This window comes from Stenotrophomonas sp. 05N423 (assembly GCF_056397145.1).
Genome location: NZ_JBFTMV010000006.1, coordinates 99,504 through 121,799, shown reverse-complemented (window position 1 = coordinate 121,799; position 22,296 = coordinate 99,504). Strand labels below are relative to the sequence as shown.

At 70.1% G+C, this 22,296-nt stretch carries 22 protein-coding genes; 13 read left to right on the top strand and 9 right to left on the bottom strand.

Annotated features, from left to right (window positions below; all coding sequences use genetic code 11):
- Positions 1-192: 192 nt before the first annotated feature.
- Together AC1DGW_RS11435 and AC1DGW_RS11430 are read right to left on the bottom strand one after the other, a co-directional pair.
- Entirely contained in the window at positions 193-564 is a 372-nt protein-coding gene (locus tag AC1DGW_RS11435; RefSeq protein WP_478022940.1) for an EF-hand domain-containing protein, read from the bottom strand.
- The gene (locus AC1DGW_RS11430) at positions 561-1,763 is read right to left on the bottom strand and encodes a DesA family fatty acid desaturase (protein WP_478022938.1); all 1,203 of its coding nucleotides are present in this window, start codon (positions 1,761-1,763) and stop codon (positions 561-563) included. The genes AC1DGW_RS11435 and AC1DGW_RS11430 overlap by 4 nt, the downstream gene beginning before the upstream one ends.
- Before the next feature lie 141 nt (positions 1,764-1,904).
- Here AC1DGW_RS11430 and AC1DGW_RS11425 point away from each other — a divergent pair, with 141 nt between their 5' ends.
- The 3 genes from AC1DGW_RS11425 to AC1DGW_RS11415 all read left to right on the top strand — a co-directional run bounded on the left by AC1DGW_RS11425 (position 1,905) and on the right by AC1DGW_RS11415 (position 4,883).
- The gene (locus AC1DGW_RS11425) at positions 1,905-2,729 is read left to right on the top strand and encodes an ABC transporter ATP-binding protein (protein WP_478022936.1); all 825 of its coding nucleotides are present in this window, start codon (positions 1,905-1,907) and stop codon (positions 2,727-2,729) included.
- Between the two features lie 58 nt (positions 2,730-2,787).
- Positions 2,788-3,630, top strand: a complete 843-nt coding sequence (locus AC1DGW_RS11420) for an acid phosphatase (protein WP_478022933.1) — start codon at positions 2,788-2,790, stop codon at positions 3,628-3,630.
- 134 nt (positions 3,631-3,764) lie between these two features.
- Entirely contained in the window at positions 3,765-4,883 is a 1,119-nt protein-coding gene (locus AC1DGW_RS11415; protein WP_478022930.1) for a glycoside hydrolase family 18 protein, read from the top strand.
- A gap of 205 nt (positions 4,884-5,088) precedes the next feature.
- On the opposite strand, the gene AC1DGW_RS11410 is transcribed toward AC1DGW_RS11415, so the two are convergent.
- Complete coding sequence (locus tag AC1DGW_RS11410) at positions 5,089-7,260, bottom strand: methyl-accepting chemotaxis protein (RefSeq protein WP_478022928.1); 2,172 nt, start codon at positions 7,258-7,260, stop codon at positions 5,089-5,091.
- A 340-nt stretch (positions 7,261-7,600) separates the two neighbouring features.
- Here AC1DGW_RS11410 and AC1DGW_RS11405 point away from each other — a divergent pair, with 340 nt between their 5' ends.
- Both AC1DGW_RS11405 and AC1DGW_RS11400 read left to right on the top strand, forming a co-directional pair.
- Positions 7,601-8,614, top strand: a complete 1,014-nt coding sequence (locus AC1DGW_RS11405) for a TIGR00266 family protein (protein ID WP_478022925.1) — start codon at positions 7,601-7,603, stop codon at positions 8,612-8,614.
- Positions 8,615-8,690: 76 nt separating this feature from the next.
- Positions 8,691-9,728, top strand: coding sequence for a patatin-like phospholipase family protein (locus tag AC1DGW_RS11400; protein WP_478022923.1), 1,038 nt, complete (start codon positions 8,691-8,693; stop codon positions 9,726-9,728).
- A 72-nt stretch (positions 9,729-9,800) separates the two neighbouring features.
- On the opposite strand, the gene AC1DGW_RS11395 is transcribed toward AC1DGW_RS11400, so the two are convergent.
- Both AC1DGW_RS11395 and AC1DGW_RS11390 read right to left on the bottom strand, forming a co-directional pair.
- On the bottom strand, positions 9,801-11,030 hold the full coding sequence (locus AC1DGW_RS11395) for an alginate export family protein (RefSeq protein WP_478022921.1): 1,230 nt from the start codon (positions 11,028-11,030) through the stop codon (positions 9,801-9,803).
- Positions 11,031-11,162: 132 nt separating this feature from the next.
- Complete coding sequence (locus tag AC1DGW_RS11390) at positions 11,163-11,648, bottom strand: Lrp/AsnC family transcriptional regulator (protein WP_478022919.1); 486 nt, start codon at positions 11,646-11,648, stop codon at positions 11,163-11,165.
- Between the two features lie 128 nt (positions 11,649-11,776).
- Here AC1DGW_RS11390 and phhA point away from each other — a divergent pair, with 128 nt between their 5' ends.
- Positions 11,777-12,667 (top strand): phenylalanine 4-monooxygenase, encoded by an 891-nt coding sequence (gene phhA, locus AC1DGW_RS11385; protein WP_478022917.1) that lies wholly within the window; start codon positions 11,777-11,779, stop codon positions 12,665-12,667.
- Positions 12,668-12,745: 78 nt separating this feature from the next.
- Here phhA and AC1DGW_RS11380 read toward each other — a convergent pair whose 3' ends face one another.
- A complete protein-coding gene (locus AC1DGW_RS11380) occupies positions 12,746-13,468 on the bottom strand; it encodes a hypothetical protein (RefSeq protein ID WP_478022915.1) in 723 nt (240 codons plus the stop codon).
- 164 nt (positions 13,469-13,632) lie between these two features.
- On the opposite strand from AC1DGW_RS11380, the gene AC1DGW_RS11375 reads away from it, so the two are divergent.
- Together AC1DGW_RS11375 and AC1DGW_RS11370 are read left to right on the top strand one after the other, a co-directional pair.
- Positions 13,633-14,739: a sensor histidine kinase gene (locus AC1DGW_RS11375; protein WP_478022913.1), complete on the top strand. Its 1,107-nt coding sequence runs from the start codon at positions 13,633-13,635 to the stop codon at positions 14,737-14,739.
- Entirely contained in the window at positions 14,736-15,371 is a 636-nt protein-coding gene (locus tag AC1DGW_RS11370; RefSeq protein WP_478022911.1) for a response regulator, read from the top strand. The genes AC1DGW_RS11375 and AC1DGW_RS11370 overlap by 4 nt, the downstream gene beginning before the upstream one ends.
- Before the next feature lie 12 nt (positions 15,372-15,383).
- Here the strand turns inward: AC1DGW_RS11370 and dmeF are convergent, their stop codons facing one another.
- Positions 15,384-16,331 carry a CDF family Co(II)/Ni(II) efflux transporter DmeF gene (gene dmeF / locus AC1DGW_RS11365; RefSeq protein WP_478022909.1) on the bottom strand — a complete coding sequence of 316 codons (948 nt, stop codon included), beginning with the start codon at positions 16,329-16,331 and terminating at the stop codon, positions 15,384-15,386.
- 46 nt (positions 16,332-16,377) lie between these two features.
- On the opposite strand from dmeF, the gene AC1DGW_RS11360 reads away from it, so the two are divergent.
- The 5 genes from AC1DGW_RS11360 (at position 16,378) to AC1DGW_RS11340 (ending at position 21,199) form a co-directional block, all read left to right on the top strand.
- Positions 16,378-16,650 (top strand): metal/formaldehyde-sensitive transcriptional repressor, encoded by a 273-nt coding sequence (locus AC1DGW_RS11360; RefSeq protein WP_478022907.1) that lies wholly within the window; start codon positions 16,378-16,380, stop codon positions 16,648-16,650.
- Positions 16,651-16,749: 99 nt separating this feature from the next.
- A complete protein-coding gene (locus AC1DGW_RS11355) occupies positions 16,750-17,481 on the top strand; it encodes a DUF3348 domain-containing protein (protein WP_478022905.1) in 732 nt (243 codons plus the stop codon).
- Positions 17,482-17,491: 10 nt separating this feature from the next.
- Complete coding sequence (locus tag AC1DGW_RS11350) at positions 17,492-19,888, top strand: DUF802 domain-containing protein (RefSeq protein WP_478022903.1); 2,397 nt, start codon at positions 17,492-17,494, stop codon at positions 19,886-19,888.
- Positions 19,885-20,544 (top strand): OmpA family protein, encoded by a 660-nt coding sequence (locus AC1DGW_RS11345; protein ID WP_478022899.1) that lies wholly within the window; start codon positions 19,885-19,887, stop codon positions 20,542-20,544. The genes AC1DGW_RS11350 and AC1DGW_RS11345 overlap by 4 nt, the downstream gene beginning before the upstream one ends.
- Entirely contained in the window at positions 20,534-21,199 is a 666-nt protein-coding gene (locus AC1DGW_RS11340) for a DUF2894 domain-containing protein (RefSeq protein ID WP_478022895.1), read from the top strand. The genes AC1DGW_RS11345 and AC1DGW_RS11340 overlap by 11 nt, the downstream gene beginning before the upstream one ends.
- A 114-nt stretch (positions 21,200-21,313) precedes the next feature.
- Here the strand turns inward: AC1DGW_RS11340 and AC1DGW_RS11335 are convergent, their stop codons facing one another.
- Together AC1DGW_RS11335 and AC1DGW_RS11330 are read right to left on the bottom strand one after the other, a co-directional pair.
- Complete coding sequence (locus AC1DGW_RS11335; RefSeq protein WP_478022893.1) at positions 21,314-21,709, bottom strand: DUF3224 domain-containing protein; 396 nt, start codon at positions 21,707-21,709, stop codon at positions 21,314-21,316.
- A 168-nt stretch (positions 21,710-21,877) separates the two neighbouring features.
- Positions 21,878-22,234 carry a hypothetical protein gene (locus AC1DGW_RS11330; protein WP_478022891.1) on the bottom strand — a complete coding sequence of 119 codons (357 nt, stop codon included), beginning with the start codon at positions 22,232-22,234 and terminating at the stop codon, positions 21,878-21,880.
- Between the last annotated feature and the right edge of the window lie 62 nt (positions 22,235-22,296).

Below are 22,296 nucleotides of genomic sequence, written 5' to 3'. Positions count from 1 at the left end.
CGCCAGCGCTTCGCGCTGACGCCCCACGATTTGCGCTGCAAACCGTGGGCACCGTCTTTCGCTTGCCACACCCCCGCGCCTTCGGCGCGCCCCCTGACTCAGGGGGCTTTCCTCCAGACACATGGCGGGTGTGCTCTGTACTCGGGCTTTCCCGGTGCGGCTGCCTCCGCATCTACAGCTGGTGAAGCGTAGTCAGCGCGGCGGTGCCATCAACTCGCGCGCGCTGAGGTAGCCATCGCCATCGGCGTCCTGCTTGTGGAAGCGCTCGAGGATCACCTGCTTCTGCTGTTCGCGGGCGATCGGCCTGCCGCGGCCACCGGGTTGTTCTTCCGGCTCCAGCACGCCGTTGCCGTTGCGGTCCATGCGGTCGAAGGCATAGAGCATCCATTGCAGGTATTCGTCCGGGCCGATCCGGCCGTCGCCATCCAGGTCCATGCGCTGCAGGTAGTCGCGGGTGTCCTGTACCTGCGCCGGGGCGGCCAACGGCAGCATCGCCGCCAGCAGGAACGACAGACGCCGCACGAGGCGGCGTCCATGGGCGGAACCGGATGCGCGGCCGGTCATGCCGCGCTGAGCGAATAACCCTTCAGCCGCGCCGCATAGGCCTGCAGGGCGGCCACGCCGCTGGCTTCGGCTTCATGGCACCACTGCTGCAGGTGCCGGAGGCGTTCGGCGGCGTCGTGGGTGCGCGCTTCCAGCAACGCAGCCAGGCGCGCGCGATGCTCGACCAGCACCTGGATGTTGGGGCGCTGGCTCACCCACTGCTGCAGCTGTTCGCGGCAGTCCGGCTTGAGCCAGCGGCCGTCGTTGACCAGACCCTTGCGCATGCGCCGCGGCAGCAGCTTGCGCAGCTTGGCGCCGGCGGCGGCGGCTTCCTCGCGCAGGGCCGGGGCGAACACGTTGCGCTGGTAGTCGGTCATCGCCTGGAAACGGTGCGAGAGCAGCGCCTTGAGCGTGTCGGCGTCGGGCACGGCGATGTTGGGGCGGATGTCCATGGTCGGCGCCACGCGCAGCACCTTGGCCAGGCCCAGCATCTGCAGCAGGCGGATCGCCTGCCAGCCGATGTCGAACTCCCAGCGGCGCATGGAGAAGCGCGCCGAGCTGGGGAAGGCGTGATGGTTGTTGTGCAGCTCCTCGCCGCCGATCCAGAACGCCCACGGCGTCAGGTTGGTCGAGGTGTCGGCCGATTCGAAGTTGCGGTAGCCCCACCAGTGGCCCAGGCCATTGACCACGCCGGCGGCCCAGAACGGGATCCATGCCATCTGGATCGCCCACAGGGCGATGCCCGGCAGGCCGAACAGCACGAAGTTCACCGCGAACAGCACCACCGGGCCGAGGTTGGCATGCGGGGTATAGAGGTGGCGCTCGATCCAGTCCTCCGGTGCGCCGCGGCCGTACTGCTCGATGTCCGCGCGCATCGTGCGCGCTTCGCGGTACAGCTCCACGCCGCGCCAGAACACGCGGCCGATGCCCTTGGTCACCGGGCTGTGCGGGTCTTCGTCGGTTTCCACCTTGGCGTGGTGCTTGCGGTGGATGGCCACCCACTCGCGGGTGATCATCGAGGTGGTCAGCCAGGTCCAGAAGCGGAAGAAATGCGAGACCAGCGGATGGAAGTCCACGCCGCGATGCGCCTGGCTGCGGTGCAGGTACAGGGTCACCGCGAAGATGGTGAGCTGGGTGAACACCAGCAGCACCGCCAGCATGCCCCACCAGCCCAGGCCGGCGACGCCGCCGGTGAGGAAGTCGAGGAGGGTGTCGGACATCGCGGAACTCCAGGCTGTTTCGGTGACGGATGAAACCGTGGATACACATGATGGGGCCTGCCGCGGCAAACTTCATCACCTTGGGCGTCAACTTTGGTCCAATCCTTCAGCTGCCCCGCCACCGCCGACCTTGCCTGAATGATGTCCACCGCCCCCGCCGCCATCGCGGCCCCCCTGATCGAACTGGACCATGCCTGCGTCATCCGCGGCCAGGTCCGGGTCCTGCACGAGCTCGACCTGTGCATCGAACAGGGCCAGCACACCGCCATCCTCGGCCCCAACGGCTGCGGCAAGTCCTCCTTCATCAAGCTGATCACGCGCGAGCTGTACCCGCTGGCGCGCGCCGACGGTCATGTGCCGGTCAAGGTGCTGGGCCAGACCCGCTGGCAGGTGGACCGGCTGCGCTCGCAGCTGGGCATCGTCACCGGCGACCTGTCCAGCAATCTGTCCGACATGCCCGGGCTGGGTGTGGAAGACGCGGTGATCTCGGGTTTTTTCGCCAGCTACGTGGTGCCGGCGCACCGCGATGTCACCGACAGCATGCGCGAGCGGGCACGCCACGCGCTGGAGCTGGCCCGCGCCTCGTCGCTGCTGGGCCGCAGCTATGCCGAGCTGTCCGCCGGCGAGACCCGCCGCGTGCTGATCGCCCGCGCGCTGGTGAATCAGCCGCGCGCACTGCTGCTGGACGAGCCGTCCACCGGGCTGGACCTGATCTCGCGCCAGCACCTGATCGACACCATGCGTCATCTCGCCGGGCAGGGCATCACCTTGGTGCTGGTCACCCACCACATCGAGGAGGTGATCCCGGAAATCCAGCGGGTGGTGCTGATGAAGGGCGGGCGCATCTTCGCCGACGGTGTGCGCGGCGAACTGCTGCGCGCCGGCCCGCTGTCGGAGGTGTTCGGCGGCCCGATCGACGTACAGGAAGAAGACGGCCGGCTGACCGCCTGGGCCCGCGCCGTATAGGTAGGCGGCGGCATCGGTGCGATGATGCCGGCCTGTTCCGCCGATCCATGCCTGCGCGATGTCCCGTTCCCCGTTTCCGCTGCGCTTGGGCGCGGCCTTCGTCCTGGCCGCCGCGCTCGGCGCCTGCGCCAGCACGCCCGCGCCGGTCGCCCCCGGCCATGGCGAGATCCCCGCGCCCGCGCCGACCGGCTACCTGCAGGGCGCCGCGATTCCCGACAGCCTGGCGCTGAGCCCGCCGCCACCGGCGCCGGGTTCGGCCTGGGCCGCTCTGGATGAAGCCGTCGCCCGCCAGGCCATCGCGCTGCGCGACAGCGCGCGCTTCCGCCAGGCCCACGCCGATGCCGACCTGCGCTTCCCCACCGGCGCCGGGCAATTCAGCTGCGCGCTCGGGGTGCCGGTCGACAGCGGACACACGCCGGCCCTGTACCGCCTGTTGCAGCGCAGCCTGATCGACGCCAGTGCGGCGACCCGCGCCGCCAAGAATCATTACCAGCGGCCGCGCCCGTTCATGGTCAACGGCCAGCCGACCTGCACGCCCGACGACGAACCGCACCTGCGCGGCAGCGGCTCCTATCCGTCGGGCCACACCGCCATCGGCTGGGCATGGGCGCTGATCCTGTCGGAGATCGCCCCGGAACGCGCCACCGCGCTGCTCGAACGCGGCCGCAACTACGGCCACAGCCGGCTGGTATGCAACGTGCACTGGTACAGCGACGTGCAGCAGGGCCAGGCGATGGGTGCGGCCGCCGTGGCGCGCCTGCACGACAACGCCGAATTCCGCGCCGACCTGGACGCGGCGCGGCGTGAGATCGCCGCCGCGCGCGCGCAGGCGTTGCCGGTGCCGCGCGACTGCGCCGCCGAAGACGCCGTGCTGGCAACCGACCTGTCCGAAGCGCGCTGATCCGTACCGCAGGAGCACATTCCAGCGTGCTCCTGCCGTGCACGCCTGCACCGGTTTCAGGCGTTATCTCGCGCGGCAGCGCCCACCATTGCGGCTAGAGTTGGGCACTCTTTCCTGCCGGGGGCCTTCAATCCATGTCCGCACCACACCGCCGCCTGCGCGCCCTGCTGGCGACCGCGCTGCTCGCCTTCGCTGCCGCCGCGCAAGCGCAGCCCTTCCGCCTGATCGGCTATGTGACCGACGGCCCGGCGCCACTGCGGCTGCCGGCCGCGCAGCTGGACGTGGTCAACTTCGCCTTCGCCAGGGTCGCGCCGGACGGCAGCGTCTACCTGCCCGACAAGGTCGACCCGGCCAACCTGCATGCGCTCGTCGCCCACCGTGCCGACAACCCCGCGCTGAAGATCGTGCTGTCCGTCGGCGGCTGGGGCGCCGGCAATTTCTCCGAGGCCGCCGCCACCGCGGCGGCGCGTGCGCGCTTCATCGACAGCGGCGTAGCCCTGCTGCGGCGCTTCGACCTCGACGGCCTGGACATCGACTGGGAATACCCGACCCTGGGCGACGCCGACATCAGCCACAGCCCGGACGACCGCCGCAACTTCACCCTGCTGCTGGAAGCGCTGCGCGCACGCCTGGACCGCGAAGGCGGCAAGCGCCACTACCTGCTGACCATCGCCGCGGCCGAGGGCCGGTTCGCCGAGGGCCTGGAACTGCCGCGCATCGCCCGGTCGCTGGACTGGATCAACCTGATGACCTACGACTTCCACGGCAGCCTGACCCCGACCACCGGCCACCAGAGCGGGCTGGCGCGCTCGGCGCTGGCGCCGGCGGACGAACGCACCACCGAGGGCGCCGTGCGCTACTTCCTCGACGCCGGCGTGCCGGCGGACAAGATCAATGTCGGCGTACCGTTCTACGGACGCCGCTTCGGCGACGTGGAGCCGGTCGATAGCGGCCTGTACCGCAGGTTCGCCAGCGATGGCGGCTTCATCACCTGGAGCGAGATCGTGCAGACCCGCCTCGGCGCGCCCGGCTGGGAACGCCACTGGGACGCGCAGGCGCAGGTGCCGTGGCTGTGGAACCCCACCGAGCGGCAGATGATCACCTACGACGATCCGCAGTCGCTGGCGATCAAGGCCGGATACGTCAGGCGCAACAAGCTCGGCGGGATCATGTACTGGGAGCACCGGCTGGACGACGGCCAGCTGCTGGACGTGCTGCACAAGGCGCTGCACCAACACGGCGAAAACCCGTAGGAGCGCACCCTGGTGCGCGATGGGGCCTGCATGCAGATCCTTCTGCAACAGCCCGCGCGACCTGTGCGGGATTGGTGGGAAAGCCCCATCGCGCACTGAAGTGCGCTCCTGCGCTGGAAAGCACCCCACGGGCTTTACCGGTGAAGCCAGATGCGGGGCAAGCCCCGCATCTACGTGGGTACCGCAGCCCCCGCGCCCCGGCGAGTCAGGCGGCCAGCCGCAGGCTGCCGCCGAGGTTGAACACCGACACCGACTGCAGCAGGCTCTGCGCGCGGTCGCGCAGCGAGGTCGCCGCCGCCGCCACCTCCTCCACCAGCGCCGCATTGCTCTGGGTTACTTCGTCCATCTGCGTGGTGGACTGCGCGACCTGGCTGATGCCGCTGCTCTGCTCGCGACTGGCCAGCAGGATCTCGGACATGATCGCGGTCACGCCACCGATGCCGGTGACGATCTCGTCCATCGCATCGCCGACCCGGTGCACGCGCTCGGTGCCGTTCTCCGCCTTGGCCACCGCGTCGGTGATCAGGTTCTTGATGTCCTTGGCCGCCTCGGCCGAGCGCTGCGCCAGGCTGCGCACCTCCGACGCCACCACCGCGAAGCCGCGGCCGTGCTCGCTGGCGCGCGCCGCCTCCACCGCGGCGTTGAGCGCCAGGATGTTGGTCTGGAAGGCGATGCCGTCGATGACGCTGATGATCTCGGCGACCTGCCGCGAGCTCTGTGCGATCTCGTCCATGGTGACGATCGACGCCTTGACGATCTCGCCACCGCGGGCGGCCACGTCGGTGGCGGAGTGGGTGATGTCGCCGGCGCGGGCCACGCGCAGTTCGTTGTCGCGCACGGTGGAGGTCAGCTCTTCCATGCTGGCGGCGGTCTCTTCCAGGTTGGCCGCCAGGGTTTCGGTGCGCGCGGACAGGTCCTGGTTGCCGTTGGCGATCTCGGTGGTGGCCAGTCCGATCTGGTCGGCGTCGTCCTTGATCTGCTGGACCAGGCGGTGCAGGTTGGCGACAGTGGCGTTCATGCCGGTGCGCACCTGGCCGAACAGGCCCGGGTACTCGGCGTCGATGCGCTGGGTCAGGTCGCCCTGGGCCAGCGCCTGGGCGACCCGCAGGACATCGCGCAGCCCGGCATCGGTGGTGACGGACAGCTGGTTGAGCAGGCGGCCGATCTCCTGGCCGAAGCCCTTCTTGCCATCCAGCCCGATGCGGCGGCTGAAATCGCCCTGCCCGGCGCTGTCGGCCAGGGTGCGTATCTCATCGACCAGGGCGGCCAGTACCGCGACCGTGTGGTTGACGGCGCTGGCGGTGTGGCCGAACAGGCCCGGGTAGTCCTGCCCGATCTTCTGCGAGAGGTCGCCGGCCGACAACGCGCCGGACACGCGGCCGATGTCCTGCAGGCCGGCTTCGGTCACGTCGGACAGTTCGTTGAGCAGGCCGGCGATGTCCTTCATGAAACCGGTGCGGCCGGCGCTGTCCATCTTGACGCTGAAGTCGCCGCGGCGCACCGCCGCCTCGGCCATGGACTGGATGTCGGCCACGATGGACTTCAGGCTGCCCTGCATGGCACGCAGCGAATGCACCAGGCTGGAGGTGTCGCCCGGGCGCAGCACGATGGCGGTCTGCAGGTCGCCATTGGCGATGCGCTCCACCGCCTTGACCACGTCCTGCGGCTCGCCGCCGAGCTGGCCGATGATGCGCCTGAAGGCGAACAGCAGGGCGCCCAGCAGCACCACCAGGGCGGCCACGATCGAGGCCACCGCGATGCCGGTCCACAGGCCGTTGGCCTTCTCCGCCGCCAGCACCTGGCCTTCGGTGCGCTGGTCCAGCAGCACGAAGAATTCGCCGATCGGCTTCATGATCGCGGCCTTGGTGGCCTCGTAATCCTGGTCGTGCATCAGGGTGCGCGCGCGTTCCAGGTCGGGCTCGCCTTCCCGGGTGAAGCCGCCGTTGCCGTCGTCGTACTGGCCCTTGACCATGTGCATGGCCGCGTTTTCAACCTTGGCCAGCTCGTTGGACAGGTCACCGGCCTGCTTTAGCTTGGCGAATTCGGCGGTGGTGAAGCCGGCCTTCTCCATCAGCTTCTGCAGGGGGATGGCCTGGCCGTCCGCGCGCGCCTTGCTGCCGTTGCGGACGGCGACGATATCGTCATACGCCTGCTCGTTGCGCTCGTCGCCGGTGACGACATAGATGCGCGCGAGCCGGGTGAGGTCGTCCGAACTCTGCCGGAGCTCGTCGGCCAGCAGATAGGAATCGTAACGGGACTGCTGGGCCGCCTTGAGCTGGGCCGCGGTGGCCTTGACCTCGAAGATGGAAGCGAACACCAGGCCGAGGATGACCAGGGTGACGGCGAACAGGCTGATGAACAGCGTTTTGATCGACATGGAAGTTCCCCTTGAATGAGTGAACGCCCTGACTCATTCCGTCGCCACCGCTCCGCTTTCCCGGGGCGGAGGGGTGGTTCCTTCATGGCTGCCTTGCGGCAGCCACCCGAGCATGGCGGCATTGCCAAGAACTGCGCGGCATGGCCTCCAGCCCTTCCTCGCGGTGCGAAAACTATCGGCATTGGCAGTCGCCGCTTTAGCGGCAGATCGAAGGAAAAAAATGAATGGGAATGCCGGCCTTCCGCACCCCGCCGGCGGCGTGCGGAACGACCGCCGGTGCGTGCGTCGCGCGCCGCCGACACCGCATAGACTGGCGGCTCTTTCCCAGCCAGGCACGCCGATGAGCCAGTGGTACTTCCACACCCCCGGACAACCCGACCGCATCGGTCCGCTGGACGACGAGGCGGCACGCCGCCACGCGCAGCTGCACCGCGACGCCCTGGCCTGGCGCGAGGGCATGCAGGGCTGGCAGCCGGCCGCGTCGCTGCCCGAGTTCGGCGGCCAGGCGGCGCCGCCGCCCATGCCGCCGCCGGTGGGCGGCCGCCGCAACCGCGCCGACGACATCGACTTCCGCATCGTCGGCCATGAGATGCAGTTCGTGGAGATCGAGCTGGACCCCGGCGAGAGCGCCATCGCCGAGGCCGGCGCGCTCATGTTCAAGGACGCGGCGGTACGGATGGAGACCGTGTTCGGCGACGGCCGCCACGAAGGCCAGGGGGCCGGGCTCATGGACAAGCTGCTGGCGGCCGGCAAGCGCGTCATCACCGGCGAGAGCCTGTTCGCCACGCTCTACACGCATGCCGGCCAGGGCAAGGCCAAGGTCGCCTTCGCCGCGCCCTACCCCGGCACCGTGCTGCCGATGAAGCTCGACGAGCATGGCGGCCAGCTGATCTGCCAGAAGGACAGCTTCCTGGCCGGCGCGCGCGGCGTGCAGGTCGGCGTGCATTTCCAGCGCAAGGTGATGACCGGCCTGTTCGGCGGCGAGGGCTTCATCATGCAGAAACTCGAGGGCGACGGCTGGGTGTTCGTGCATGCCGGCGGCTGCGTGGTGGAGCGCGAACTGGCCGCCGGCGAACGCATCGACGTGGACACCGGTTGCGTTGTCGCCTACCACGCTGGCGTGGACATGGACGTGCGCCGCGTGGCTGGCCTGAAGAGCATGTTCTTCGGCGGCGAGGGCGTGTTCCTGGCCACCCTCACCGGCCCCGGCAAGGTATGGCTGCAGTCGCTGCCGTTCTCGCGCCTGGCCGGGCGCATGTACGCGGCCGCACCGCAGGGCGGCGGCCAGAGCCGCGGCGAAGGCTCGGTGCTGGGCGGGCTGGGGCGCATCCTGGACGGGGACAACCGGTTCTGATCGCGACCGCGGCCGTTGGCCCGCGGTTTGGCCGGTTGCCGCTATGCTTGCGCCCTTTCCCGCATACCCATTCATCATGAAGCCGCGCAACGCCCGCCTGCTGCTGTCCCTGTCGCTGTTTGGCCTGCTGGCTGCCTGCGGTGGCGAGAACACGCGACCGACCGCACCGGCACGGCCGGCGGTGCCGGGCACGCCGGCCAAGCCGGTGAAGATCGGCGTGGCCCTGGGCGGCGGCGCGGCCAAGGGCTTCGCCCATATCGGCGTGATCAAGATGCTGGAGGCCAACGGTTTCGAGCCTGTGGTGGTGTCCGGCACCAGCGCCGGCAGCGTGGTCGGCGCGCTGTACGCCAGCGGCATGAACGCCTTCGACATGCAGCAGAAGGCGGTGTCGCTGGACCAGGCCAGCATCCGCGACGTGCGCCTGTTCTCCGGCGGCCTGATCCAGGGCCAGAAGCTGCAGGACTACGTCAACGCGCAGGTCGGCAACAAGCCGGCCGAGCAGCTGAAAAAGCCGTTCGCGGCGGTCGCCACCCAGCTGGAGACCGGCGAGCGCGCGGTGTTCGTGCGCGGCAACGTCGGCCAGGCGGTGCGCGCATCCAGTTCGGTGCCGGGCGTGTTCGAACCGGTCAGCATCGGCGGCAAGACCTTCGTCGACGGCGGCGTGGTCAGCCCGGTGCCGGTGGACGCCGCGCGCCAGCTCGGCGCCGAGTTCGTCATCGCCGTGGACATCTCCAGCAAGGCCAGCGGCCAGCGCCCGGGCAGCCTGCTGGGCACGGTGAACCAGTCCATCGCCATCATGGGCCAGCGCCTGGGCGAGCAGGAGCTGGCGCGCGCCGACGTGGTGATCCGCCCGCAGGTGCTGGACATCGGTGCGGCCGATTTCGAACAGCGCGGCCGCGCCATCCTCGAAGGCGAGAAGGCGGCGATGGCGGCGATGCCGCAGATCCGCGCCGGCATCGCCCGCCTGCAGCAGGCGCACGCGACCAGCGCGCGCGACGCCGATGCGCGTGCCGGCGCCGCGGCGGCCGAGGCCTACCAGCGTTGCCTGGACGGCCGCTCGCGGCTGGACAAGCTGCGCGGCAAGGAAGGCGATTGCGCCGCGCCGGCGCGCTGAGCCGGCGACCGGCGTTTCATCCGGCCAAGGCGTTGCCTCCCTGCAGGTGGAGGGCAGCGCGCAAGGCGACATCTACGATCGGGTGTACTGCAGCTGCACCCAGAATTTGTCGGCATCGCGCGTGCGCAGCTCATCGCTGCTGCGGTAGCGCGCGGCCTTGAGCAGCACGCTCAGGCCTTTCAGCTGCGGGATGGCGCGCTCCCACGACAGGTCGAACTCGCGCCCGTAGCGATGACTGCCGCGGTCGCTGCGGAAGTCGTGGTACCACGCCTGCGCCTTGCCGCCGGCCAGCGGCAGCGCCACGCCCGCATAGGCATCGCGCAGGCCGTCGGCCGGGGTGGTCAGGAACTGGTCGGCCCAGCCCTGGAACGCGTGCTTGGTCGCCAGCGGCGTCTGGAAGGCGCGGTTGCCGGGACTGCCGTGGCCGGCGCCGAGCACTTCATAGCCGAGCGTGCTCTTCACGTTTCCGGCGGCATGGCTGGCCTCGCCCAGCCAGTAGCGGCTGTCCAGCGACCACGGGTTGCCGCTGCCATCGACCTGCCGCGCATGTTCCAGCACGTAACCGAAGGCGTCGTGGCTGCCCTGCAGGCGCAGGCCGGTGGTGTTGCTGGACAGCGTGCCGCGCGGCGCGCCCGCCGTGACCGCCACGTTCTCCAGATCCAGCCGGTAGTGGTAGCCGGTCAGCGCCAGCGCCGCACCGGGCGCGAACCGCGCCTGCAGCAGGTGGCTGTCGCCGTGGATGTTGGCCGGCGCGGTGAGGCTGGGGGCGGGCGGTTCGTCCGGGCCGAACACGGTGTTGATGTTGCCGACGTAGGCATAGGTCAGTTTCCACCGTGCATCCGGCCTGAACTCGGCCATCGCGCCGTCGTAGGTCTGCTCGTTCTGGCGCCAGCCCACGCCGCCGACGAAACGCTGGTTGTCGAGGTTGATGCGCTGCCGCCCGAACTGCACGTTGCCGCGCGAGGCGTCGTAGCGCAGCAGCGCCTGGTTGATCTCGACGTAATCCGGGTCGGCCACCGTCGGGTACCGGGTGCGGCCGTTGCGGGTGTCGTTGAAGCGCTCGCCGTCCAGATGCGCCACGCCATCGACCTCGCCCAGCGCCGACCAGCCATGCCAGCGCGCGGTGCGGTAGCCCAGCCGCGCGCGCAGGGTATGCGCATCGGCGTCGCGGGCGAAACCGTCCTGCCCGGCATGCTCGTAGCGGTAACGCAGGTCCAGCAGTGGCGTGCCGCCGGTATCGGCCGCCAACGCCGGGGCAGCGGCCAACAACAGCGGCAGGGCATGGAGGAGGCGGATCGACATGGCGGGCTCTCGTGTGGGGTGGCGCCATCCTCCGCGCCCGCTCCCACGGCCACCATGATGCGGATCAAGCCGGCGTCGATCGCATCCTGATCCAATAGGCGGCTGCCCCGCCCGCTTCCGCGCCGGGCGGCATCAACCGCGTCCGAGCTGCGACAGCGGCAGCGCACGGAACTCCTTGACCGTGCGCAGCACGAAGCTGGAATTGACGTCGGCCACGCCGGCGGCGTCGAGCAGCTTGTCCAGCAGGAACGCGGAAAAGTGGTCCAGGTCGCGCACATAGATGTGCAGCAGGTAGTCCATGTCGCCGGTGAGCGCATGGCAGGCCACCACCTCGTCCCACAGCTGCACCGCCTCGACGAAATGGCCGATCGCCGCCTGTCCGTGCTTGGACAGCTGCACGCGCACGAAGGCCTGCAGACCCAGGCCGATGGCGCGCGGTTCCAGGCGCGCGCCGTAACCGGCGATCACGCCTTCGGCTTCCAGCCGCTGCACGCGGCGCAGGCAGGCCGAAGGCGACAGGTTCACCCGCGTGGCCAGTTCGGCATTGGTGGCGCGGCCGTGCTGCTGGATTTCCGCCAGCAGGCGCAGATCCGTGCGATCGAGGGAGATGGCATTCATTTTGTTGCCTCGCAACATCGAATCAACGCAACAATGTTGCGCCATGTCATGCGTCCGGCGCAATTTCGCACACCTGTTGCGCGGCCAGCTTTCTACCATCCGGGTGATCGACTTCCCGGAACACCGCCATGGACACGTCCCCGCGCCGCGTAGAGCACCAACAGACCGACAAGGGATACGTGCCGGTCTATACCACCGCCGTGGTGGAGCAGCCGTGGGACGGCTACAGCGCCGACGACCACGCCACCTGGAGCACGCTGTACCGGCGCCAGCGCGAACTGCTGGTCGGCCGCGCGTGCCGGGAATTCCTCGATGCCCAGGACGAGATGGGCATGAGCGAGCACATGATCCCGCGCTTCGACCAGCTCAACGAGGTACTGGGTGCGGCCACCGGCTGGACCCTGGTCGGTGTGGAAGGCCTGCTGCCGGAACTGGACTTCTTCGAGCACCTGGCCAACCGGCGCTTCCCGGTGACGTGGTGGATCCGCCGCCCCGACCAGATCGACTACATCGCCGAGCCGGACCTGTTCCACGACCTGTTCGGCCATGTCCCGCTGCTGATGAACCCGGTGTTCGCCGACTACATGGCCGCCTACGGCCGCGGCGGCGTCAAGGCACACGCCATCGGCCCGGACGCGCTGCAGAACCTCACCCGCCTGTACTGGTACACGGTGGAGTTCGGCCTGATCGACACCGCCGAGGGCCTGCGCATCTATGGCGCCGGCATCGTCTCGTCCAAGGGCGAATCGCTGTACTCGCTGGAATCGGGGGCACCGAACCGGATCGGCTTCGACCTGGAGCGGATCATGCGCACCCGCTACCGCATCGACACCTTCCAGAAGACCTACTTCGTCATCGACAGCTTCGAGCAGCTGATGGCGGCGACCGAGCCGGACTTCACCCCGATCTACGCGCGGCTGGCCGAGCAGGCGCATTTGCCGGCCGGCGACGTGCAGGACGGCGACCGGGTGTTCCAGCGCGGCAGCGGCGAAGGCTGGGCCGACGGCGGCGACGTCTGAGCCACCGCATCGCCGGAAGTAGAAACGAAGAAGCCGCCCTCGGGCGGCTTCTTCATTCGTGCGGTCCGCGGGCGCAGCTCACTGCGCCGGCCTGGCCGCCGTGTTCCGCACCGCCCGCCGGCCACCGTACCTGCGGTCCAGGCGGATGCCGACGACCACCGCGACCACCACCGGCGCCGTCCACGGGAACAGTTCGACCAGCAGCGGCGGCACCGTGGCGTGCGCCTGCAGCCACTGCCACACCGGGCGCATGCCGATGCCGAGGAAGGCGACGTGGGTGGCGATGCCCGCGCCCAGCATGGACTGGTAGTGCTGGCGCAGCGCCCAGTCCGGGCGCGACGGGCCGCGGCGGGCGAACTTCGCCATGCGCCAGCCCGCCCACAGGCCGATCATCGAGAAGCCCAGGAACAGCATCTGGCCCTGGCGGACGCCCACCACCAGCGTGGCCAGCGCCAGCAGCACCATCGGCCACAGCGCCAGTTTCCAGCCGATGCGCGTTACCAGCCGCTTCCAGTCGCGCTTGTCGGTGACCGCGCGCCACGCCAGCCAGGTGGCATTGGCGGTGATGGCCATCAGGTAGGCCAGGAACAGCGCCGACAACGGCTGCTGGCGGAAGAAGGCGTACTGCACGGTGATCGGCAGCGCAGTAGCCACGATCGCCGCCATCGCCACCAGGTACACCTTGCCCAGCGCACGGTGGCGCGGCGAACCCTTCTTCATCAACGCCGCCGACCAGAATCCAGCCAGCGCGATCGCGCCAGCCAGTATGTGCAGTGCGACGAACAACGCGTATCCAGGCATGACGCTCCCTCCGGTGACGGCCGGCGGAATGCGGCGGCCTGTGCACAGGTTCGCGGAACGGCGCTGGCCGCGGCAGTCGCGGCGGTCACTCTCGGACCCTGCCGGAAGTCACTTTCTGCGTCGGCCCCCTTGCCGGCGACGCCGCGCGCCACCAGCATGCGCGCATGGAAATCGGCTCGCAGTCGCGCTGGCGCGGACTACTTCATCCCCTCAACCTGGCCGGCCTGCTCACCTGGTACGCCGTGGCCTTCACCCTGTCCTACGGCGACGCCGCGTTGCTGCCATGGCGCTGGGGCTGTGCCCTGCTGTTCCTGGCCGCCTTCCTGGTGGCAACGGCACTGCCGCAGGCGTCGTGGCAGCGGGCGGCACTGCTGCTGGCCGAAGCCGTCGCGGCGCTGGCGCTGGTGCGGCTGGCCCACTACAGCGGCGTGGCGCCGGCGCTGCTGGTGATGCTGGCCGCGCAGGTCGCCGCCACCTGGCCGCTGCGCATCGCCCTGCTGGCTGTTTTCGCCTTGAACCTGGGCATGTACGCCGTGCTGCGCGGGGTCAACGAGCATGCCGGCGTGGTGGTGATGATCTTCGCCGGTTTCCAGGCTTTCGCCATGCTCACCACGCACTACGCGCGCAGCGCCGAGCAGGCCCGCGACCGGCTGGCGCTGGTCAATGCCGACCTGCTCGCCACCCGCGCGCTGCTCGCGGAAAGCTCGCGCGACGCCGAGCGCCTGCGGCTGTCGCGCGACCTGCACGATGTCGCCGGGCACAAACTCACCGCGCTGCGCCTGCAGCTGCGCGCGCTGGCAGGACGTGCCGACGCACCGGCCGGGCTGGCGTTGTGCGAACAGCTTTCCGCCGAGCTGCTCGGCGACATACGCGCGGTGGTGCAGTCGCTGCGCGACAGCGGCGAACTGGACATCGCCACCGCCCTGCACGCGCTGGCCGCGCCCCTGCCGCGACCACGGCTGCACCTGCAGCTGGACGACAACGTGCACGTCCGCGACACCGCCGTGGCCGAGGCCCTGCTGCGCTGCGTGCAGGAAGCCCTGACCAACAGCGCGCGCCACGGCGATGCGCAGGTACTGCACGTCGCCCTGCGGCGGAAGGATGGATACCTGCTGCTGGACATGCAGGACGATGGCCGCCTGCGCGGCGGACTGCGCGAAGGCAACGGCCTGACCGGCATGCGCGAACGTGTCGCCGAGCACGGCGGCAGGCTGCAGCTGCAGCGCAGCGCGTCCGGTGCACTGCACATCCAGGCGGAGTTCGCGGCATGAGCGGCGCTCCGAGCATCGCGCTGGTCGACGACCAGGCACTGATCCGCGCCGGCCTGCGCGCCCTGCTGCAGCAGCAGGGCATCGAGATCGCGTTCGAGGCCGACAGCGGCGAAGCCCTGCTGGCGCAGCTGCAGCAGCAGCCGGTGCAGCTGATCGTCTCCGACATCCGCATGCCCGGCATGGACGGCATCCAGGCATTGCAGGCGCTGCGCGGGCGCGGCGACACCACGCCCTGCCTGTTCCTGACCACCTTCGACGAGAGCGACCTGCTGCTGCGCGCCGCCGAAGCCGGCGCGCAGGGGTTCCTGCTCAAGGACGCCGCGCCGGAGGACCTGCGCGATGCCATCGTGCGCATCGTCGCCGGCCAGACCCTGCTGCAGCCGGTCAGCACCGACGCGGTGCGGCAGCGCTATCGCTACCACGCCGACGACGCGCCCAAGGAGCTGTTCAGCCAGAAGGAAGTAGCCGTGCTGCGGCTGATGGCCGGCGGCTACAGCAACCGCGAGATCGCCGGCAGCCTGTTCCTGGCCGAAGGCACGGTGAAGAACTACGTCTCGGCCATCCTCGACAAGCTGGACACCCGCGACCGCACCCGCGCGGTGCTCAAGGCGATCACGCTGCGCATCATCTGAGCACCGTTGCCGTCACTGGCCTGAACTGCGCACCTCCACGGTGACGTGCACGATCTCCTCGTGGATCGACAGCGCGCGATGGAACACCTCGGCGTCCACGCCCGGCACCGTCACCACTTCCATCGAACAGGCGAAGCGGCCACGGCCGACCTGCCAGACGTGCAGGTCGCTGATGCGGGCCGGCACCTCGCCCTGCTCGACCGCTTCGCGGATCTCGGCCACCACCGGCGCGTCCATCTCCGCGTCCAGCAGCACACGGCCGGTCTGCCGGATCAGGCCCCAGGCCCACAACGACACCAGCACGGCACCGACGATGCCCATCAGCGGATCCAGCCAGGACGCGTTGAAGTAGAGGCCGCCGAGCAGGGCGATGATCGCCAGCACCGAGGTGGCCGCATCGGCCAGCACGTGCAGATAGGCCGAGCGCTGGTTGAGGTCGTGATGGTGATGACCGTGGTCGTGGTGATGCCCATGACCGTGACCGTGACCGTGGTGATGGTCGTGCTGGTCGCGCAGCCACCAGGCGCACAGCAGGTTCACCGCCAGCCCCACCACGGCGATGGCGATGGCCTGCGGGTAGTGGATGGGGCTGGGCCTGAACACGCGCGCGATTGATTCGAAGGCCATGATCGCGGCCACGCCCAGCAGCAGGATCGCGCTGGTGTAGCCGGCCAGGATTTCGATCTTCCAGGTGCCGAAGGCGAAGCGTGGATCGTCGCGGTAGCGCCGCGCGCAGGCGTAGGCGAACGCGGCCAGCCCCAGCGCCAGCGCATGCGAGCTCATGTGCCAGCCATCGGCCAGCACCGCCATCGAGTTGAACCACCAGCCGCCGGCGATCTCTACCCCCATCATCAGCACGGTCAGGATCATGGCGCGGCGGGTGTTCTTCTCCGCCATCGGGTTGCCTTCGCTGAAGGCGTGGCTGTGCTGGCGGGACCGGGCAAGGACTTCAAGATTCATCGTGGCAGCCTTCTCATATACCCCCATAGGGTATACGATCCGAGGCATGGCACATATCCAGCGCGACAGGAAGAAGCTGCTCACCCGGGTCCGCCGCATCGCCGGCCAGGTGGCCGCGCTGGAACAGGCGCTGGAGGCCGGCGACGACTGCGACGCGGTGCTGGTGCAGATCGCCGCCGCCAAGGGCGCCATGCACGGACTGATGCTGGAGGTGATGGCCGGCCACCTCAGCGACCATGTCGTCGCCGAAAAGGATCCCGACAGGCGGGCTGCCGAGGCCGAAGTACTGCTGGAACTGCTCAAGCGCCACGCGCGCTGAAGGGCGCCGTGCCTGTCCCCGCGGCTGCCGGACATGAATGCGGAGGAGGGGGCGCCCCCTGCCCTGCCATGTAAAATGCCCGATTTTCCGGTCAGGACCATGGCGAAAGCTTCCACACGGGCGCCCGTGCTGGGCCCGGCGTTCATTCGCCTGCTGGCCCGCTTCGGCGACGCCGACCTCCCGCGCACGCCGCCGGTGCTGACCGAGCGGCTGGCGCAGTGGTTCGACTGGAACCGCGCCATCACCCTGTCGCGCGCGCTGGACAACCGCCTGCCCGAGGCCGAGGCCGGCGCCGGTTTCGACGACGCCCAGGACGCCGAATGCGCGCGCCTGCGGCAGACGCTGCTGGACACCATCGACGCCGACATCGACCTGTCCGCGCCCAGGCGCAAGGATGCCAGCGCCGCCGGCATCGATCCCGGCTACCTGCCCTACCGCCAGCACTGCCTGGCCGCGCAGCGCGCGATGCAGGCGGCCACCGGCCTGCTGCGCGGCCGCCTGCGCGACATGCTGGCGCTGCAATCGCCCACCAAGGCGCGGCTGGCCGAGGTCGATGCGGTGATGGAGGCCACGCTCAGCCCGCGCGAACAGGCGCTGCTGGCCGTGGTCCCCGGCCTGCTCGGCCTGCACTACCAGCGCCTGCGCGATGCCGGCGCCCCGAACACCAACGATCCCACCGGCGCCGACGCACCGGACGACACCCCCGCGGCTCCCACCACCGGCCCCTGGCTGGCACGGTTCCGCCAGGACATGCGCACCGCGCTGCTGGCCGAACTGGAAGTCCGCTTCCACCCCATCGACGGCCTGCTCGCCGCGCTGCGCACCCGGTAACCGCACCTCCATGTCCAGAAACCTCATCGCCCCCGTCGTCTTCCTTGCCGGCCTGCTGGCCGTGTGCTGGATCGGCATCGGCTACCTCGGCAGCCACCCGCTGGCCGCCGCCGTCGCCGCGCTGATCGCCACCTGCTACCTGGCCGGCGCCTTCGAGCTGCTGCGCTACCGGCAGGCCACCGCCACGCTGGTACAGGCGCTGCCCTCGCTGGACGAAGCCGCCGCCAACCTCGATGGCTGGCTGTCGCGGCTGCAGCCGGGCCTGCGCAATGGCGTGCGCCTGCGCATCGCCGGCGAGCGCATCGGCCTGCCCGCGCCCGCGCTGACGCCCTATCTGGTTGGCCTGCTGGTGCTGCTGGGCATGCTCGGCACCCTGCTCGGCATGATGGCGACCCTGCGCGGCACCGGCCTGGCGCTGGAAAGCGCCAGCGACCTGGACGCCATCCGCAGTTCGCTGGCCGCGCCGGTCAAGGGTCTGAGCTTCGCCTTCGGCACCTCGATCGCCGGCGTCGCCACCTCGGCGGCGCTGGGCCTTCTCTCCGCGCTGCTGCGGCGCGAGCGCACGCAGGTGGTGCAGCAGCTGGATGCGGGCATCGCCGCACAGCTGGGGCATCTGTCGCCATCGGTGCAGCAGCGCGAAACCTTCCGCCTGCTGCAGGAACAGAACGCGCTGATGCCGGTGCTGGTCGAGCGCCTGCAGGCCCTGGCCGGGACGCTGGAACGCCAGCAACACGATGCCGGCGAACGCCTGCAATCCAGCCAGCAGGAATTCCACCAGCGCAGCGAAGCGGCATGGACGCAGCTGGCCGCCTCGCTGCAGCAGGCGCTGCGCGAGGGCATCGCCCAGCAGGCCAACGCCGTCGGCGCCGCCCTGCAGCCGGTGGTGGACACCACCATGGCCGGGCTGGCCGGGAAATCCGAGCAACTGCATGCGGCCATCGAGCAGGCGGTGCGCACGCAGCTCGACGGTCTGGACAGCGCCGTGCAGGGCGCGGCCAGCGCCGCCCGCGACAGCTGGAACGCCGCCGTCGCCGAACAGCAGCGTGGCAATACCGCGCTGGCCGACGGCCTGCAGCAGGCACTGCAGCAGTTCGCCAGCACCTTCGAGCAGCGCTCTGGCGCACTGGTCGATGGCGTGGCGGCGCGGCTGGAGGACAGCACCGCCCGCACCGCCGATGCCTGGAACAGCGCGCTGGCCCGCCAGCGCGAAACGCACGAAGCACTGGCCCAGCGCAACGAGCTGGCGCTGGTCGCCGCCTCGGCCAGCTTCGACCAGCACGCGCGCACCCTGGTCGATGCCCTGCAGCAGTCGCACGGCGACCTGCAGTCGGCGCTGGCCGCACGCGACGAACAGCGGCTGGCGCAGTGGTCGCAGTCGCTGGCGGCAATGCTCGCCACGCTGGACGAAAGCTGGCAGCGCAACGGCACGCAGGTCGCGCAGCAGCAGCAACAGGTCTGCGACGCGCTGGCCCGCACCGCCGGCGAGGTCTCGGCCCAGCTGCAGGCGGCCGCCGGCGGCGCGCTGGACGGCATCGCCGGCAACGCGCAGGCGCTGACCGAAGCGGCCTCGGCCTTCGCCCAGCGCAGCGACGCGATGATCGACGCCCTGCAGCATTCGCACGGCGAACTGCAGGATGCCTTGCAGACGCGCGACGCCGAGCGCCTGGCGCAGTGGCGCGACGCCTTCGCCCAGCTGACCGGCGAGTTCGGCCAGCGCTGGGAGCAGAACAGCGCGCAGGTGGCCGCGCAGCAGCAGCAGGTGTGCGACACGCTGGCGCAGACCACGCAGGCGATCCACGCGCAGGCACAGGCACAGGCGCGCGACACCCTGGCCGAGATCTCGCGGCTGGTCGCCACCGCCTCCGAGGCGCCGCGAGCCGCCGCCGAAGTGGTCGCCGAGCTGCGCCAGAAGCTGTCCGACAGCATGGTGCGCGACACCGCCACCCTGGAAGAGCGCGGCCGCCTGCTGGAAACCGTGCAGACCCTGCTCGATGCGGTCAACCACGCCTCGACCGAACAGCGCGGCGCCATCGACGCGCTGGTCTCCACCTCGGCCGAACTGCTGGAGCGCGTCGGCAACCGCTTCAGCGCGCAGGTCGAGGGCGAGGCCGGCAAGCTCGACAGCGCCGCCGCGCACGTCACCGGCAGCGCGCTGGAAGTGGCGAGCCTGGGCGAGGCGTTCGGCGGCGCGGTGCAGTCGTTCGGCCAGTCCACCGAGAGCTTGAACGAACGCCTGCAGGGCATCGAATCGGCGCTGGAGAAATCGCTGGCGCGCAGCGATGAGCAGCTCGCCTACTACGTGGCGCAGGCGCGCGAGGTGATCGAGCTGAGCATGCTGTCGCAGAAGCAGATCATCGGCGAGCTGCAGCAGCTGGCCGGCGCGCGCGACAGGGCCGCCGGCGCATGAGCGACGAGATCGAGTTCGACGCCGAATCCAGCGCCACCACCTGGGCCGCGTTCGGCGACCTGATGTCGGTGCTGCTGGGCGCGTTCGTGCTGATCCTGGCCAGCGTCATCGGCATCCAGCTGCTGCTGCACAACCGCCTGGACGAGGAAGTGAAGCAGCGCCAGGCCGAAGCCGCGCGGCTGAAGACGCTGGAACAGGCGCTGGCCGCGCCGTTGGCCGCCGGCCGCGTGACCGTGATCGACGGCCGCATCGGCATCAGTGGCAGCGTGCTGTTCGCGCTCAACTCCGACCAGCTGCAGCCGGAGGGCCGCGAGCTGCTGCAGAGCATTGCCGGGCCGCTGCGCGACTACCTGTCCGCGCGCGACGAAATCCTGATGGTCAGTGGCTTCACCGACAACCAGCCGGTGCGCGCGGCCAACGCCCGCTTTGCCGACAACCTGGAGCTGTCGGCGGCGCGCGCGCTCACCGTCACCCGCACCCTGATCGCCGACGGCGTGCCGTCGTCATCGGTATTCGCCGCCGCGTTCGGCGCCGAGCAGCCGGTGAGCTCCAACGACGACGATGCCGGCCGCGCCAGGAACCGCCGCGTGGAGATCGCGCCGATCCCGCGCCACAAGCCCAACGAAAAGCCCGGCGGCAAGGCCGATGCCCACTGAGGCCGCCAGCGTCCATGCGCGGCTCGACGCCTGGCGCCAGCAGGGCGCCGACCGCATCGACCCGCTGCGCTTCGCGCTGATGAGCGCGCTGGCGCAGCGTGCGGCGCGCCACGATGGCGCGGTACGGCAACGCCTGGAAGCACGCCTGCACGAACTGGCGGACGCCTATGCCGCGCTGCCGCCCCGCACACCCGCAAAGGCATCATCGCGCAGCGCCGGCGGCACGCCGCTGAAGCAGCTGCTGGACCAGTTCGGCAATACGCCGCGGCTGGATGCGTCCGTGCAGCCCGCCACCGCGGTTCTGGTTGACGAAACCAGCGGCGGGACACCCGCTGCCGATATCGCCGCGCCGATGCCGGTGCTGGACGAATTCCAACAGCTGTGGACCCGCATCCGCATCGACGGCCTGCTGCGCCAATGCGTGGATGGTCTGCCCGAGGATGCCGGCCCGCTGCATTCGAGCGTGCTCACCTACCGCGCGATGGCCTTGATGCGCGAGGTCTGCCCCGACTACCTGCAGCACTTCGTCGCCTACACCGACGCGCTGTCGTGGCTGGAGCAGCTCGGCGGCGGCGTGGCCGGCGGCAATGACGCCGATGGCGCGGTCGCCGCCCGCAAGCCGGCGCGCAGTCCCCGGCGCAGGAAGCCGCAATGATCCATCTGCCACAGGAGCGCACTTCAGTGCGCGAAGGACTCTACCGGCAAAGCCCCTTCGCGCACTGAAGTGCGCTCCTACCTGCGCTCCTGCGCAGGCGGCTCGGCTTCCGCCTCAATCCTCGCGAAAACCGTAATCGAAGGTGTAGTGGTGCCTGCCGTCGACGATGTCGATGGCGATGCGGCCATGCAGGCCCGCCAGTTCATCGGTGCCGCTGTCGGGCACCACGGTGAGGTCGAGGCGGGGTGTTCCGCGGTCCATGACGCCGTTGTGCTGGGCATGGAAGCTGCCGCGGCGGCCATCGAGCGTGCCCTCGACGCGTTCGAGCGCGACATAGGCGCCGGAACCGGACACCGGCGACATCATCGCCAGCATGTGCACCACGCTGGTGGCATCCAGCGGCCCGTGGAAGCGTTTGTCGAAACGGACATGGCCGACGACCGCGCCGCCCCCGGCGTCCAGTGATTCCTGCGGAACACGCGTGATGTCGAACTCGCCCTTCGCCTGCATGACGGATGTTCCCGGTTGGCAAGGTACGCAGTTTAGGCATGGACCACGGGCGCCGCCATTCCAGGCGCCTTCGTGGCCGGGGGCCCGATCCCGGGTGTGCCGGCGCCAACCACAGGCCCGCGCGACAGCATCACCAGGCGGAACGGGCGGCCCCTGGCACGCGTTGGATCATCGGCGGAACCAGATCTTCAGGGTCACGTACAGCGCATAGCCCAACGCCAGCACGAGCCACACCAGGAAGAAGAGGTTGGCCCAGTACGCGCCTGCGTGGGCGGCCAGGGTATACAGCTGCCCGGCGCAACCCTTGCCGACGCAGGGTACTTCGCCGCGTACCAGTGCACGCATGACGGCGAACAGGGCATAGCCGGCCACGCCCGCGGTCATCAGGAAACCTATCGGCCCGACCAGCCCCTGGGTGGGCGCGCCGTTCTCGTCGAAGGGTTCTTTCCGGAGCTGCTTCTGTCCGAACCGGTACCAGGCGAACCCGAGCAGAAGCAGGGACGAGTAGTAGAGGAAGTCGCGCATGCGGCCACGATAGCAGTGCCGTGGCGGTGAGCGCGGGGCATGCCGGCAATCCGGAGCCGCCG

Excerpts from the sequence above, each read along its gene's own strand:
- AC1DGW_RS11375 (WP_478022913.1), top strand. The coding sequence starts at position 13,633 with ATGGAAATCGGCTCGCAGTCGCGCTGGCGCGGACTACTTCATCCCCTC.
- AC1DGW_RS11345 (WP_478022899.1), top strand. The coding sequence starts at position 19,885 with ATGAGCGACGAGATCGAGTTCGACGCCGAATCCAGCGCCACCACCTGG.
- AC1DGW_RS11400 (WP_478022923.1), top strand. The coding sequence starts at position 8,691 with ATGAAGCCGCGCAACGCCCGCCTGCTGCTGTCCCTGTCGCTGTTTGGC.
- dmeF (WP_478022909.1), bottom strand. The coding sequence starts at position 16,331 with ATGAATCTTGAAGTCCTTGCCCGGTCCCGCCAGCACAGCCACGCCTTC.
- AC1DGW_RS11390 (WP_478022919.1), bottom strand. The coding sequence starts at position 11,648 with ATGAATGCCATCTCCCTCGATCGCACGGATCTGCGCCTGCTGGCGGAA.
- AC1DGW_RS11405 (WP_478022925.1), top strand. The coding sequence starts at position 7,601 with ATGAGCCAGTGGTACTTCCACACCCCCGGACAACCCGACCGCATCGGT.
- AC1DGW_RS11380 (WP_478022915.1), bottom strand. The coding sequence starts at position 13,468 with ATGCCTGGATACGCGTTGTTCGTCGCACTGCACATACTGGCTGGCGCG.
- AC1DGW_RS11395 (WP_478022921.1), bottom strand. The coding sequence starts at position 11,030 with ATGTCGATCCGCCTCCTCCATGCCCTGCCGCTGTTGTTGGCCGCTGCC.
- AC1DGW_RS11430 (WP_478022938.1), bottom strand. The coding sequence starts at position 1,763 with ATGTCCGACACCCTCCTCGACTTCCTCACCGGCGGCGTCGCCGGCCTG.
- AC1DGW_RS11340 (WP_478022895.1), top strand. The coding sequence starts at position 20,534 with ATGCCCACTGAGGCCGCCAGCGTCCATGCGCGGCTCGACGCCTGGCGC.
- AC1DGW_RS11425 (WP_478022936.1), top strand. The coding sequence starts at position 1,905 with ATGTCCACCGCCCCCGCCGCCATCGCGGCCCCCCTGATCGAACTGGAC.
- AC1DGW_RS11360 (WP_478022907.1), top strand. The coding sequence starts at position 16,378 with ATGGCACATATCCAGCGCGACAGGAAGAAGCTGCTCACCCGGGTCCGC.
- AC1DGW_RS11410 (WP_478022928.1), bottom strand. The coding sequence starts at position 7,260 with ATGTCGATCAAAACGCTGTTCATCAGCCTGTTCGCCGTCACCCTGGTC.
- AC1DGW_RS11420 (WP_478022933.1), top strand. The coding sequence starts at position 2,788 with ATGTCCCGTTCCCCGTTTCCGCTGCGCTTGGGCGCGGCCTTCGTCCTG.
- phhA (WP_478022917.1), top strand. The coding sequence starts at position 11,777 with ATGGACACGTCCCCGCGCCGCGTAGAGCACCAACAGACCGACAAGGGA.
- AC1DGW_RS11355 (WP_478022905.1), top strand. The coding sequence starts at position 16,750 with ATGGCGAAAGCTTCCACACGGGCGCCCGTGCTGGGCCCGGCGTTCATT.
- AC1DGW_RS11415 (WP_478022930.1), top strand. The coding sequence starts at position 3,765 with ATGTCCGCACCACACCGCCGCCTGCGCGCCCTGCTGGCGACCGCGCTG.
- AC1DGW_RS11435 (WP_478022940.1), bottom strand. The coding sequence starts at position 564 with ATGACCGGCCGCGCATCCGGTTCCGCCCATGGACGCCGCCTCGTGCGG.
- AC1DGW_RS11350 (WP_478022903.1), top strand. The coding sequence starts at position 17,492 with ATGTCCAGAAACCTCATCGCCCCCGTCGTCTTCCTTGCCGGCCTGCTG.
- AC1DGW_RS11370 (WP_478022911.1), top strand. The coding sequence starts at position 14,736 with ATGAGCGGCGCTCCGAGCATCGCGCTGGTCGACGACCAGGCACTGATC.
- AC1DGW_RS11335 (WP_478022893.1), bottom strand. The coding sequence starts at position 21,709 with ATGCAGGCGAAGGGCGAGTTCGACATCACGCGTGTTCCGCAGGAATCA.
- AC1DGW_RS11330 (WP_478022891.1), bottom strand. The coding sequence starts at position 22,234 with ATGCGCGACTTCCTCTACTACTCGTCCCTGCTTCTGCTCGGGTTCGCC.